11 protein-coding genes are annotated in these 13956 nt (G+C 61.1%); 3 read left to right on the top strand and 8 right to left on the bottom strand.

Translation table 11 applies throughout. From position 1 onward, the window contains the following. Nucleotides 1-82: 82 nt before the first annotated feature. The gene (locus tag BUE92_RS17080) at nt 83-295 is read left to right on the top strand and encodes a hypothetical protein (protein WP_073525161.1); all 213 of its coding nucleotides are present in this window, start codon (nt 83-85) and stop codon (nt 293-295) included. A 101-nt stretch (nt 296-396) separates the two neighbouring features. Here the strand turns inward: BUE92_RS17080 and BUE92_RS17085 are convergent, their stop codons facing one another. The 6 genes from BUE92_RS17085 to BUE92_RS17115 all read right to left on the bottom strand — a co-directional run bounded on the left by BUE92_RS17085 (nt 397) and on the right by BUE92_RS17115 (nt 9187). Continuing rightward, entirely contained in the window at nt 397-888 is a 492-nt protein-coding gene (locus BUE92_RS17085) for a GNAT family N-acetyltransferase (protein ID WP_073525162.1), read from the bottom strand. Between the two features lie 165 nt (nt 889-1053). Beyond that, nucleotides 1054-2160 (bottom strand): cell division protein ZapE, encoded by a 1107-nt coding sequence (zapE, locus tag BUE92_RS17090; protein WP_073525780.1) that lies wholly within the window; start codon nt 2158-2160, stop codon nt 1054-1056. Between the two features lie 535 nt (nt 2161-2695). Further along, nucleotides 2696-4147, bottom strand: a complete 1452-nt coding sequence (locus BUE92_RS17100; protein WP_073525164.1) for an efflux transporter outer membrane subunit — start codon at nt 4145-4147, stop codon at nt 2696-2698. Then, the gene (locus tag BUE92_RS17105; RefSeq protein ID WP_073525165.1) at nt 4144-7320 is read right to left on the bottom strand and encodes an efflux RND transporter permease subunit; all 3177 of its coding nucleotides are present in this window, start codon (nt 7318-7320) and stop codon (nt 4144-4146) included. The genes BUE92_RS17100 and BUE92_RS17105 overlap by 4 nt, the downstream gene beginning before the upstream one ends. Next, nucleotides 7317-8483 carry an efflux RND transporter periplasmic adaptor subunit gene (locus BUE92_RS17110; protein ID WP_073525167.1) on the bottom strand — a complete coding sequence of 389 codons (1167 nt, stop codon included), beginning with the start codon at nt 8481-8483 and terminating at the stop codon, nt 7317-7319. Before BUE92_RS17110 ends, BUE92_RS17105 begins: the two co-directional genes overlap by 4 nt. A gap of 266 nt (nt 8484-8749) precedes the next feature. Next, nucleotides 8750-9187: a DUF3995 domain-containing protein gene (locus BUE92_RS17115; RefSeq protein ID WP_073525169.1), complete on the bottom strand. Its 438-nt coding sequence runs from the start codon at nt 9185-9187 to the stop codon at nt 8750-8752. A gap of 93 nt (nt 9188-9280) precedes the next feature. On the opposite strand from BUE92_RS17115, the gene BUE92_RS17120 reads away from it, so the two are divergent. Further along, nucleotides 9281-9670, top strand: a complete 390-nt coding sequence (locus BUE92_RS17120; protein ID WP_073525170.1) for a DUF2946 domain-containing protein — start codon at nt 9281-9283, stop codon at nt 9668-9670. 91 nt (nt 9671-9761) lie between these two features. Beyond that, nucleotides 9762-11888 (top strand): TonB-dependent receptor, encoded by a 2127-nt coding sequence (locus tag BUE92_RS17125; RefSeq protein WP_073525171.1) that lies wholly within the window; start codon nt 9762-9764, stop codon nt 11886-11888. Nucleotides 11889-12028: 140 nt separating this feature from the next. On the opposite strand, the gene BUE92_RS17130 is transcribed toward BUE92_RS17125, so the two are convergent. Both BUE92_RS17130 and BUE92_RS17135 read right to left on the bottom strand, forming a co-directional pair. Further along, nucleotides 12029-13036, bottom strand: a complete 1008-nt coding sequence (locus BUE92_RS17130) for an ABC transporter substrate-binding protein (protein WP_073525172.1) — start codon at nt 13034-13036, stop codon at nt 12029-12031. A 131-nt stretch (nt 13037-13167) separates the two neighbouring features. Then, complete coding sequence (locus BUE92_RS17135; protein WP_052199932.1) at nt 13168-13617, bottom strand: hypothetical protein; 450 nt, start codon at nt 13615-13617, stop codon at nt 13168-13170. Nucleotides 13618-13956: the final 339 nt, after the last annotated feature.

The following is a 13956-nucleotide window of genomic DNA, read 5'->3' on the forward strand; positions in this document are numbered from 1 at the left end:
CTTAATAAGATAACGCCATAGTCGCGCCATGATCTGATCACGGAGCGACCGGACACCTATCACTTTTAATGGGAATACCACTATGAAACTCTCGACCTTGATGCTTGCCAGCCTGATGACCCTGACCTCCGCCGCCGCCTTTGCAGAGGGCGGTGCAGAGCGTTCCAAGGAGTTCTACAACAACTTCAGCTTCATTCAGGAAAAAACCCACGGCAAGGCTGAGCAGCAAGTTGCCAGTGCCGATGGTAAATCGGTCAAGTCTGAGACTGTTGATCCGGCGCAACCGAACAGCTGAGTTAATGCTTACTTAATCCGTAGCACCCTGCGCCATTCCGCTCCGTTGGCAAAGGTTTATTGGGCGCCCTTTAACGGCGCCCTTTTTTTGCCGACTAATTATTACAACGGTTTACTCCAGAACAGCATCCGCCCATGGGCGGGATCAAACACGGAGTCGTCGAACCCGAACTTGCGATAGGCCGATTGCGCCAGTGCATTGCCTTCCAGCACTTCGAGGGTGATCTTGCAGCAACCGCGCTGCCGGGCAATTTCCTCGACCTTCTGCAGCATCTTCTGACTCAACCCAAAACCCCGAAATTGCGCCTTCACTATCACGTCGTGGACGTTGACCAAGGGCCGGCAGGCGAAAGTCGAGAAGCCTTCGAAGCAGTTGACCAACCCCGCTGGCTCACCCCCGACAAATGCCAGCACACTGAACGCGTGTGGGCGCTTGGCCAGTTCGGCTGGCAGTTGCTGCAAGAGATCGGCTGGCAGGCTGTGGCCGCCGCCCATAGGGTCTTCAGCGTATTGGTTGAGCAGCAGGCCAATGGCATCGGCATGCACGGCGTTGGTATAGCTGGCTTGCAGCACCAGGATGTCTGGGGTGTCCATTTCCTTCCTCGATAGCGACAACCAGGGAATCGTTTCCCTTTGAGAGGTGCGATTGTAAGCGTGGAGTCGTCAGTAGATGAAGGAGATAAGCGACAAATAACTGACAGAAAGTGCGAAGGTTGCGCGCATCAAAGCGTGCAATAGGCTCTGGAGCGGCGATTTTTCCTAAGTGGCGAAGCGTTGCAGCTGCATCTCTTGCAGGCGGCTCAGGGTGCGGCGAAAAGGAAACTCCAGGTAGCCTTCGGTGTACAGGCTGTGCAACGGCACCTCGGCGTCAATAAAGAGTGGCACCTTGCGGTCGTAGCATTCGTCCACTAACGCGATAAAACGTCGCACGCTGTCATCGTGCACCGACAACGGCGGCAACTCTCGATCCCCGGCCACCACGCGCTCAGCGCCGTCTTCGGTGCCACGGGCAATTCGGCCGGGGCGTATTTGTGCACTGAGGTTGGGGACGTCTCCCAGCAGGATGGCGTGGAAGCGATCACACAACAGCATGAAATCCATCGCGGCCAGGGGTTGCTCGCACAAGTCGGCATAACGACACCAAAGCACGGTGTCACTGGCCTGCACCGTCATGATGGAGCGGTGCCCTACGCTTACCGCCCCGCTGGTCATAGTCTGGCCTTGGCTCAATTGTCGGAATACCGCCGCCAATGCATCGGGTTGATTCACCCAATAGCGCTGCATGCCCACGCCGGGATGCAAGCGATGATCCTCGCCACCGTCCACGGCCACCACCTGCATATGCTGCTTGAGCGCGTCGATACCCGGCAGGAAACGCTCACGGTTGAAGCCACCGGCATACAGCTGGTCGGGCGGCTGGTTGGACGTGCACACCATCACCACGCCTTCCTCGAACATCACCTGGAACAGGCGGCCGAGAATGATCGCGTCCCCGATATCATTCACAAACAGCTCATCGAAGCACAGCACTCGCACCGCCTGGCTCAACTCCCGGGCCAACGCCTGCAAGGGGTCCTGGGTGCCTGTGAGCTGGAATAAGCGCTGGTGAACCCAGGCCATGAAGTGGTGAAAATGCTGGCGCCGTGCGGGCACCCGCAGGCTTTGATAAAACTGGTCCATCAGCCAGGTCTTGCCACGCCCCACCGGCCCCCACAGGTAAACGCCGGCAATCGGCGAACGCCCTTGGTGCAAGGCCTCGTGACAGGCTTGCAGGGTTTGTACCGCCCGGCGCTGGGCGTCGTCGTCGACGAAACCTGGCTGGGCGATGGCATGTTGGTAAGCGGCGAGAGGCGAGTCGAAAGTCATGCTTGCCAGTATGACTGACACCGCACTGTCCAGGCGCGCAATCTTGGCCTGTTTGCCTGAGGCGAGGACGGGTATTTGCACAACGCTGTAGCGTTGTCGAAGGTACATAACCAATGTGGGTAGGGACGCCCGCTCCCACAGGGGATTTGTGCCAGGCGTTGATTCTGTGGCAATACATGGCCAATGTGGGAGCTGGCTTGCCTCAATACCAGTCAGTTAAGTGGTCATCGCCTACTGTAGGAGCGAGCTTGCTCGCGAAAAACGTCAACGATAACGCGTGCTTGCTGAATGAACACGGCGCCTGTGATTTTTTCGCGAGCAAGCTCGCTCCTACAAAAAGCCCTTAACTGACTGGCATTGTGGCTTGCCTGCGAAAGCGGTGGTTCAGTTAGAGATTCAGTGACTGACACTCCGCCTTCGCGAGCAAGCCCGCTCCCACAGTTGGATCGCGGCGTATCAGTTACATATGGGCCGGCGGGTGAACCGTCATCGCAGGCCAGCCAGCTCCCGCAGGTCCCGCGTCGTATCATCAGCGTTAGCGCAACACCGTGGCCCCCTTGCACGCCTGCCCTGCCCGCTCACAGATCTCCCATCCACCACCCAGTGCCTTATAGATCCCCACCACCGCCAAGCGTTGTTCCGTGCGCGCCGCCGTCAACGCTCGGCGGCTGGTGAAGTCCGCGCGTTCGGCCTCAAGCACGTCCAGGTACACGCCTTCGCCTTGCGCAAACCGCTCGCGCGCAAAGCTGGCCGCCTCACGATTGGCCGCCGCTTCCAGCAGCCGCAAGCTCAGGGCGTTGCCCGCGGTACGGTTGGCCTGGAACGCATCATCGGTTTCCTGCAAGGCCCGCAACACGGTCTGGTCATAGGCGATCAAGGCGGCTTGGGTGCGCGCTTCGCTGGCAGCAATCCGCGCACGTACGCGCCCGGTGTCCAGCAACGACCAGCGAATCACCGGGGCGATAAAGTTCGACTGCATGCCCGCATCGCCCAGGGCGCTGAGACTTCCGGCCAGTAAACCGATGGAACCCTGCACCTGGATGTCCGGATACAAGCCAGCGGTTTCCACGCCAATCTGCGCGGTCGCAGCCGCCAGCGTGCGCTCGGCTGCGGCAATATCGGCGCGGCGCGCCAGCAAGCCGGCCGGGTCTCCCACCTGCAACGTGCGCAGGTTCAAGGTTTCACGCCCAGGCCGGGCCAGCGGTGGCTTGAACCCCTGGGGCGCTTGCCCCAGCAGCACCGCCAGCGCGTTGGTTGACTTGGCGCGACGTCGCTCCAGGTCAGGCGCTACCGCCTCGACATTGCGCAACAAGGCCTCGGCACGCAGCCGGTCGAATTCGGTGGCGGCGCCGACGCTGACCATCTGCCCCACCAGGTCCAGGCTGTCGCGCTGGCTCTGGCTGATGTCCGCGACCACCGCCTGTTCGGCCTCGACCCCTTGCAGGTCAAACCAGGTAGCCGCAACCGTCGCCGCGACGCTCGCTTGCACGCTGCGCAACAACGCCTGACGCGACCCCGCCTGGGCCTGGGCCGCCTCCACCGAGCGACGCACGCGGCCAAACAAGTCGATTTCCCAGGCCGCATCCATCGCCGCACGGGTGGTTTCAATGGAGCGCTGCTCACCGAACGGGGTCTCTACCTCGCTGCGCTGGCGGTGCTCGTAGCCCAGGGCAGCGCCGCCGCTGGGCAGGAAGCCTTGGCGGCTTTCGCGCAACAGCGCCTTGGCTTCGTCCAGGCGTGCGGCGGCGATGCCGATGTCGTGGTTGGCCGCCAGTGCCTGTTGGATCAATTGGCTCAATGCCGGCTCGTCGAACACTTGCCACCACTGCACTTCGACCTCGCCCGGACCAACCCCGGCGATGGGCGCGCCAAAGCTCGTCGCCCGCTGCGCAGCGGGCAGCACTGGCGCGGAATAGTCCGGCCCCACCGAGCCGCAACCGGCCAGCAGGGTCAACGACAACAGAATAGCTGGATACGCCTGTTTCATGATGCGCTCTCCTTTAGCTGCACCTTCGGACTCGCCCCCTGGCGCTGAAAGCGCAGCGCCAGGCTGCGCATCACCACATAGAACACGGGCGTCAGGAACAGGCCGAACAGCGTCACGCCCAACATCCCGGCAAACACCGCAACCCCCATGGCATGGCGCATCTCGGCCCCGGCGCCACTGGCAAACACCAACGGGACTACGCCTGCAATAAACGCCAGGGACGTCATCAAAATAGGCCGCAGGCGCAATTGACAGGCGTGGATCACCGCTTCCAATGGGCTGGCGCCTTCGGCTTCGAGGCTGCGGGCAAACTCGACGATCAGGATGGCGTTCTTCGCCGCCAAGCCCACCAGCACCACCAACCCGATCTGCACGAACACGTTGTTGTCGCCCTCCACCAGCCACACGCCGATGATTGCGCTGAGCAGGCACATGGGCACGATCAGCAACACCGCCAACGGCAGCAGCCAGCTGTTGTACTGCGCGGCGAGGATCAGATAAGCCAGCAACACACACAGCGGGAAAATAAACAGGGCCGATGACCCGGCGAGCTTTTGCTGGTAGGTCAGGTCTGTCCATTCATAGGTCACGCCCTCGGGCAGTACCTCCTGGGCCAGGCGCTCCATGAGCGCAACCGCCTGCCCGGAGCTGACCCCTGGCATCGCGCCGCCAGAGATATCCGCCGAGGGATAGCCGTTGTAGTGAATCACCCGGTCAGGCCCGGAGCCCGGCGTGACCGTGACAAACGCCGACAACGGCAGCATGTCGCCGGCGGCATTGCGCACCTGCAGGCGGCCAATGGCTTCGGCTTGCATGCGGTGGTCCGCATCGGCCTGGGCCGTGACTTTGTAGGTGCGGCCAAACCGGTTGAAGTCGTTGACATACAGCGACCCCAGATAGACCTGCAGCGACTCGAACACATCCGCCAGGCGCACGCCCTGGCTCTTGACCTGGGTGCGGTCGATATCGACATTCAGTTGCGGCGCGTTGACGTCCAGGCTGGTCATCAGCCCGGCCACTTGGCCTGACTCAGTGGCTTTGGTCATCAATACCTGGGTCTGCTGCACCAACGCCTCAAGCCCGACGCCGCCACGGTCTTCGACCTGCAGCTTGAAGCCTCCGGTCACGCCGAGCCCCGGTACCGGTGGCGGCGGGAACACACCAAGGAAGCCGTCGGGGATGCTCGCGAATTTGGCTTGCAGGCGCCCGGCGATGGCGACCGCTGCCATATCCGGCGAGGTGCGTTCTTTGAACGGATCAAGCATGACGAACATCACCGCCGCATTCGGGACGTTGACGAAACCGTTGACCGACAGCCCTGGGAACGCCACGACACTCTCGACCCCCGGCTCATCCAGGGCGATTTTCGACATTTGCCGCACCACCGCATCGGTACGCTCCAACGAAGCCGCGTTTGGCAGTTGGGCGATGCCGACCAGGTAGTACTTGTCCTGCATCGGCACGAAGCCGGCCGGTACCGCGTTGAAGCCCAACCAGGTCAATGCGAGCAAGCCGCCGTAAGCCAACAGCGCTACGCCGCGACGGCCGACGACCTTGCGCACGGTGTTGCCATAGGCTTGCGGCGCACGCTGGAACGGCCGACCCAGTACCTCCAACAGCCGTGCGGCGCGACCACGCAGGCTGCGCGGGTCATGCACCACAGCGGCATGCCGTGGCCGCAGCAACAGGCCGGCCAGCGCCGGGCTGAGGGTCAAGGAGTTGACCGCAGAGAGGATGGTGGAAATCGCGATGGTCAGCGCAAATTGCCGATAGAACTCGCCTTGCAGGCCACTGAGAAACGCGGTGGGAATGAACACGGCCGCCAGCACCGAGGTGATCGCAATGATGGGGCCGGTGACCTCGCCCATCGCCCGTCGCGCAGCCTGCGTCGGCTCCTCGCCGTTCTCGATGTGCCGCTCGACGTTCTCGACCACCACGATTGCATCGTCGACCACGATGCCGATCGACAGCACCAGGCCGAACAGCGACAAGGTATTGAGGGAGAAGCCCATCAGGTGCATGACCGCAAAGGTGCCGATGATCGACACCGGCACGGCCATCAAGGGGATCAGCGACGCGCGCCAGTTGCGCAGGAACACCACCACCACGATCACCACCAGCAGGATCGCTTCCATCAGCGTGATGGCTACCGACTCCAGGGAAGCGCGCACAAACACGGTGGGGTCATAGGCAATCCGCGACACCAGCCCTTCGGGGAAATTGGTTTGCAGGCGCTGCATGGTATCGCGCACCGACTGCGCCACATCCAGCGCGTTCGCCCCTGGGCTCTGGATGATTTGCAAGGCCACTGCAGGCTCGCCGTCCAACAGGCTGCGCAGCGCGTAGGCATCGGCACCCATCTCGATACGTGCCACATCGCGCAAACGCGTGACCTGGCCGTTATCGCCGGTGCGGATAATGATATCGCCGAACTGCTCTTCGTCCGTCAGGCGCCCGAGGGTATTGACCGTGACCTGGAACGCCGCAGTGGAGTCCGGCGCCTGGCCGACCGAGCCGGCGGCCACTTGCACGTTCTGCTCGCGCACGGCGGCAATCACATCGCCGGCAGTCAAGCCACGGGCGGCGATCAGGTCCGGATCGAGCCACAGGCGCATGCTGTATTCACCCGCGCCCCACACCAGCACATCGTTGATCCCCGGCAGGCGCGACAACTCATCGCGCACCTGCAGGTAGGCATAGTTGGAGATGTAGAGCGGGTCGTAACGTTGGTCGGGGGACAGCAGGTGGACCACCATGAGGATGTCCGGCGAGGTTTTCTGCGTGACCACGCCCAGGCGCTGCACCTCTTCGGGCAAGCGCGGCAGAGCCCGCGAAACACGGTTCTGCACCTGGATCTGCGCCATGTCCGCATTGGTGCCCTGGGCGAAGGTCGCGGTCAGGATCATGCGGCCATCGGTCGCCGATTGCGAGGTCATGTAGAGCATGCCCTCGACCCCGGTGATCACCTGTTCCAGCGGCGCCGCCACCGTCTCGGCAATCACCTGCGGGTTGGCCCCCGGATACGACGCGGTCACTTGCACCGTAGGCGGCGTGACGGCGGGATATTCGCTCAACGGTAGATGGAAGAAGGCCACGATGCCGCCGATCATCATCAACACCGAGAGGACAATGGCGAAGATCGGTCGGTCGATGAAGAAGCGTGGGAAGCTCATTGCACGCCCCCCACCGCCAACGGTGCCTCAAGCGGCTTGCCGTCAATACTGGCAGCCAGCGGTGTCACCTGCATGCCGGGGCGCACCAGCCCTTTGACGACAATGCGCTCGCCCGGTTGCAGGCCCTGTTCGATGACCCGCAGGCCGTCGACCACCGGGCCCAGTTCGACCGGGCGGTATTCGGTCTTGTCGCCCTCACCGACAACCAGCACATAACGGCGGCCCTGGTCGGTGCCGATGGAATGGTCGGCAATCAACACCCGGGGTTGCGCCGCGCCGGTATCCAGCTTGACCTTGGCGAATAGCCCCGGCGTCAAGCGCCCATCCGGGTTCTCCACCACTGCACGTACGCGCACCGTGCCGGTCTTGCGGTCGGCCGAGTTGGCCAGAAAGTCCACGCGACCGGCCCGCGCATAGGTCGTATCGTTGAGCATCGCCACCATGACCTTGGCGGCTTGTTCGCCCTTGGACCCGGCGTGTTGCCGCGTCGCTGCCAACGAATGCAGGTAGGTGCGTTCATCCACATCGAAATACACATGCAAGGGATCGATGGAGACAATCGTGGTCAGGGGTGTTTCCCCGCGGGTGACATAGTTGCCTTCCGTCACCAGGGCGCGGTCGATGCGCCCGCTGATAGGCGCGGTGACGCGGGTGTAACTCAGGTCCAGTTGGGCCGTATCCAGCGCAGCCTTGGCGGCCTCCACCTGCGCTCTGCCGGCGTTCAACGAAGCAACGGCGGTGTCGAGACGATCACGTGCCACCACCTTCTTGGCATACAACTGTTCGGCGCGGCCATGCTCGGCCTGGGCCAACAACGCATTGGCCTGCGCCTCGCGCAGACGTGCCTTGGCTGCGTTCACTGCCGCCTGGAACATACGCGGATCGATCACAAACAATGGGCTGCCCTTGGCCACGAACTGGCCTTCGGGCACGCTGACACTTTGCAGATAGCCACTGACTCGCGGGCGCAATTGAACCTGGTCGATGGCGGTCAACGAACCGGTGTACTCCACAAACGGCGTCACCGCACGCGCCACCACCTGGGCTACCGGCACGCCGGGTGGCTTGGCGACTGCGGCTGGCGGCGCATTGTCCGAGCATCCGCCCAGCACCAACGCTACGGCTAACGCCCCGGTGATCAGGCTTACTGGTTTGGTGTACATCGTCACCCTCCTTGGAATTTTCAAGACAAACCGACACTTGGGTTTTTATCCGGCTTGCCATACTGGGAAGGTCAAGCGCTATAAAACCGGGGGGTGTGTTTTGTCTGAGAAATATCTGGAGGGTGACTGAGCGGGAGATCGGGCAGGGTTAAACAGGTAGGAGCGAGCTTGCTCGCGAAAAACTCACGAGCGCCGCGCTTATTCAGGAAGAACGCGTCATCGTTGACGTTTTTCGCGAGCGCGCTCGCTCCTACAGAGGACTTCCATCAGGTCCAGGCGACTACCAACAAGCCGGCGCCCAACAGCAGGCACAACGGCGAATAGAAATAGGTGTCCAGGCGAGCAAACCTCGACCCGCCGACCTTCTTGAAAAACCCCACCAGCTCCGAATCCCCGATGGCCCGGGCAAACATCAGCACGGCAATCACGCTGATGCCCCACTGCAACGCCCCGTGGGACACCGGTGAGAAATACAACCCGGCGCGCAGACACACGAGCAAGGCAATCGCCACCAGCCCCATCGCGACCAGAAAAGTGCCCAGCGCCGACGGTTTGAACGCCGGTCGCGGCCCGCTGGCAAACTCTCCGGGCAGTTGCGGGATAGCCGCCAGGCTGCCGAGCTTGCCACCCGCAGCCCAATACAGATGCACCATGCTGATAAAGGTAAATACCCCGACGATCCATCGCGCAATGACAAAGCTCATGGTCGGCGCTCCACAAAAATGTGCGAATGAGGATAGCCGCCCTGAGTTTTTTTGCAGGCATTTCGTCGGTCGCTGATGATAAAGTGCCGCCCCATGAAACTTGCCCGTGCCGACCGCTCGCTCATTGCCTGGATGCTCTACTGCTGCGTCCTGTTCAATGTGTTCGCCTGCAGCATTGGTCATGGGCAGATGGTGGGGATGCAGCTCAACGGCATCAGTGGCCAATTCTGTACGGTGGACCCAAGTACCCAGGCGCCGCTGCCCAGCAATTCTACGGATGAGAGCCTGCCAACGCTGTCGAAGGCGTTTGGTTGCCCGCTGTGTTCTACCGGCGGCATGGGCCCGGCGCTCAACTCCCACCTGAATGTGGCAGTCCTGCCACAACCCCATGCGCCGCCCGCAGCGGTGGTGCTCGCCGCTGACATTCCTGCCCGCTTCACCTGGCCTGCGGCTAACCCGCGCGCGCCACCTGCCCTCGCCTGATCCCTGCGCTTTCTGATCTGCACCGCTTCGTTTCCGTAAGGAGTACGGAGAGCAGTGCGTTGTTTTCGAGCCAAGTTTTCAGGATTCAACCATGAAACATTTACCCCTGTTGGCGGGCCTGTTCGGCTGCCTGCCTGTTTGCGTTTCGGCCCTTGAGTTGGCGCCGACCACCATTGACGGCGAGCAAAGTGCCGAGCCTGGGCTGACCCTGGACCAATCCAGCGGCATGGCCTCGCGCTTGGGCCTGAGCGTGCGGGAAACCCCGGCGTCGGTGGCCATCGCCAACCGCAACGATATCGAGCGCCACGGCGCCAAGACCTTCCGCGATGCGGCCAATACCCTGCCCGGTGTCAACGCCAGCGCGCCGCCTGGGTTTGGCGGGTTTGTCTCGTACCGAGGGTTTACCAGCAGCCAGATCACCCAGATGTTCAACGGCATCAATGTCGCCACGGGCCTGGCGCGGCCGGTGGATGCGTGGATCTATGACCGCGTGGAACTGGTAGGCGGCCCCTCCTCCTTGATCAACGGCGCAGGCTCCGTAGGTGGCTCGCTGAACTACGTGACCAAGCTGGCAAGCCGCGAGGAACAGGCCGTCGAAGGCCAACTGAGCTATGGCAGCTACGACACCGCCGGTATGGCGTTCGGCCTCAACCATGCGCTGACCGAACCCGGCGCCGAGGTGCAGCACTACGCCCGCCTGGATGTGAGCCGCAACACCAATCACAGCTACATCGACCGCAACCAGCGCGATGCCTGGAGCGTAGCGTTTTCCCTGCTCAGCGACCTCACCCCGAATCTGTCCCACACCCTGGCGCTGGAGTATCAGGACGAGCATGAAGACAGCCCGTATTGGGGCACGCCGGTACTCAACCCCAAGGCCGGTGAGCTGAAGATCGACAAGCACAACCGCTTCAATAACTACAACGTTGCCGACGGCCGTTATGAGCAACGCACGGTCTGGGCACGTTCGATCATCGACTACCGGATCAACGACAGCACCACACTGAAAAATACCCTCTACCACCTCGACAGCCAGCGCGACTACCGCAACCTGGAGACCTATCAATACAACGCCAACAACAGCGCGGTGAACCGCTCGACGGCCTATCAGGTGCGGCATCAGGGCGAGCAGAACGGCAACCAATTCGAACTGCGCCATGACACCAGCGTGTTCGGCCTTGCCACCACCTGGTCCGGGGGGTTTGAGTACAAGGTCAACAGCACTACTAACAGTCCGTTGAACGTGCCGGGTAAAAGTACCGTAGACCCGAACCACTACGACCCAGGGCACTTCTATGATATTCCCGGTACTCAGCCGGGTTTCGTCCAGGACAAGACCAACCAGGTGACTACCAAGGCACTGTTCGTGGAAAACCGTCTGGGACTGACGGACAAGCTCTCGCTGCTGACCGGCCTGCGCTATGACGCCATCGATCTGGACGTGACCAACCACCGCACCATCACCGCCACCAACCCGCGGCACTTCAAGCGCAGTTGGGATCCGGTAACGGGCCGGGTGGGCCTGACCTATCAGTTCATCCCCTCCGCCAACGTCTATGTGCAATACAGCACCGCCGTCGAACAGCCCAATACCACCACCCAGGTGTTCGACGTGTCCACCGGCAAGCAATGGGAAATCGGCAGCAAGTTTGATTACCTGGAAGGTCGCGGCTCCGCCACGGTCGCCGCGTACAAGATCGAACGCAAGGACTTCGCCGTCACCGACCCGCTGAACCCGACCAGCAGCATCCCGGTGGGCGCGCAGTCGTCCAAGGGCATCGAACTGGCCACCTCGTTGCGCATCACGCCGAGGCTATTGGCCGAAGGCAACTTCGCCTGGGTGGACGCGCAGTACGATGAGTTCAACGAGAAAATCGCCAGCGGCGCCGTGGTGTCGCGCAAGGGCAACACGCCAACCAACGTGCCCAAGCGCGTGGGCAACCTATGGCTGACCTACGATTTTGCCGAGGATTGGCAAGGTGGGGTGGATGCGCGCTATGTCGCCCAGGTGTATGCCGATAATGCCAACACCCAGACCGTGCCGGCCTATACGCTGTTCGGCACGTTCCTGCGCTATAAGCTCGACGCGAACACCTCGGTAACCGGGCGCGTGCGCAACCTGACCAATGAGGTGTATGCCGAGTTTGCCCACGTGTCGCCGGCGTATTATCTGGGGTCACCGAGGACCTTTGAGCTAGCCGTACAAACCAAGTTTTAAAGCTGAAATACAATCAAGTGTGGGAGCTGGCTTGCCTGCGATAGCGGTGGGGCAGCAGCAAAAGGTGGTGTCTGACACTCAGTCATCGCAGGCAAGCCAGCTCCCACATTTTGATCTTCACTCGATACAAAGACTGGCGCTTACTTGAGGCTCGCCTCGACCTTCTGCGCCACATCTTCCGTCAACCAGGCCTTCCACACTTGCGGATGTTCCTTGAGGAACGCCTGGGCCACCTCCCGAGGCGGCGTGTGGTGCTCGCTCATCGTCGCCAAGGCTTTGTTAAGCGGCTCGATGGGAAACTCGACCTTCTCGAAGAACTGGGCAATCTGTGGATGTTCCTGCTGGAAAGGTGTCGACACGCCAATGCTCAGCTTGGAAGCCAATGAGCGTGTCGGCTTCGGGTTCGGGTTGTCTGCGTCAGTCAGGGTCTTCCACGCATCTGCATCAAATGGCGGTTCGTCCAGCTGGATCAATTTATAGCGTCCCATCAACGGGGTTGGCGACCAGTAATAGAACAGCACGGGCTTGCCTCGGCGAATCGACGAGGCAATCTCCGCATCCAGCGCCGCCCCCGAACCGCTGCGGAAGTTCACGTAGCTGTCGTCCAGGCCGTAAGCCTTGAGCTTCTGTTTGTTGACCACTTCGGAGGTCCAGCCGATGGGGCTGTTGAGAAAGCGCCCCTTGCCTGGAGATTCAGGGTCTTTGAACACGTCCTTGTAGCGTGCCAGGTCCTGTACGCCTTTCAGGTCTGGAGCCAGGGGTTTGAGACCTTTAGAGGGGTCACCCTTGACCACGTATTCCGGCACCCACCAACCTTCGGTCGCGCCTTTGACGATATCGCCCAGGCCCGCCACCTTGCCTTCGGCTTCGGCCTTGACCCATACCGGGCTGCGACCGGCCCATTCCTCGCCGATCACCTGGATGTCATTCTTGGCCAGGGCGGTTTCCAGGGTAATGGTGGTGCCAGGCAAGGTGTCGGTGGGCAGGTCATACCCCTTCTCGACGATAAAACGCAGTACTTCAGTGATCAGGCTGCCGCTTTCCCAGTTCAGGTCGGCAAAATGCACCGGTGCCTGGGCAGCCGATACCGGCAGTGACAAACTCAGGGTCGTCAGGCCCGCCGCCAGCAGTGACTTCAATCCTTTCATGCCTGTGCACCTCGCGTTCTCGCAGTCATGGCGAACGGCTTTGCTGCGAATGCGCGAAGCCCCTGAATAGTTAAGTCAACTCAACTGTAGTAGAGGTTCCAAAAGACAAAGATGCACAGCGTATTTATCGCCTACTCGCTGGCCTTGAAGGTCACCAGTTCACCCTTGCGCCATTTGGCGGCTTTGCCGGTCACGGCCTTCAGGGTCTTGGTCAACCCTTCCTGCAATTGCTCATGGGCGGCGAATACCAGCATCACGCTGTGGCCTTCCTTGAACACAATACCCTGGCCTTCGTTCGACGACACAAAGGCATAGTCGCCGAGGCCGTACACGGTCAACTTGATATCGCGAAACCTCAATTCGAACTTGCCACCTTCGCGGCTGGGCAATACCGCTGCGCGAAAATGGTCACCTACTTTGAGTTCCAGACGTGGCTTGTCATCCACGACCAGCGCCGTTTCGGTATCGATTTCGGCGATATAGATACCTTCCGGCGTCTGTTCAGTGACGTAGACAAACCGAGATTGAAACTGCTTGACCAACTTTGCGCGCAAATCACCCAGCACGAATAACGCGTGCATATCCAGATTACTGACTGCCAAGGAAACGCCCCCACATCAAAAAAGCACTGGCCGCCAAAGCGAGCAGCACAAAAAATGGCCGTTACGACACGATACAGAGTCATTAAAAAACTGAAGATAGCTCGTAAGGCTAGTACAAACCTCTACGGCGGACCTCATGCGAAGTCATCCGTGATACAGCAAATCACAGGTTCAACGACCCGAGAATACGGGTCTGCCGACTTCAGAGAATAACCCAATAAAAAATGCAGTTTTCCGACACGCCAACACAAAAAAACATCTGGGCATGGAACCGGTCACGAACTACCGACGACAATACTAGAGCAGCAACCAGGGTGA

Source organism: Pseudomonas fluorescens (genome assembly GCF_001902145.1).
Taxonomy (GTDB): domain Bacteria; phylum Pseudomonadota; class Gammaproteobacteria; order Pseudomonadales; family Pseudomonadaceae; genus Aquipseudomonas; species Aquipseudomonas fluorescens_BV.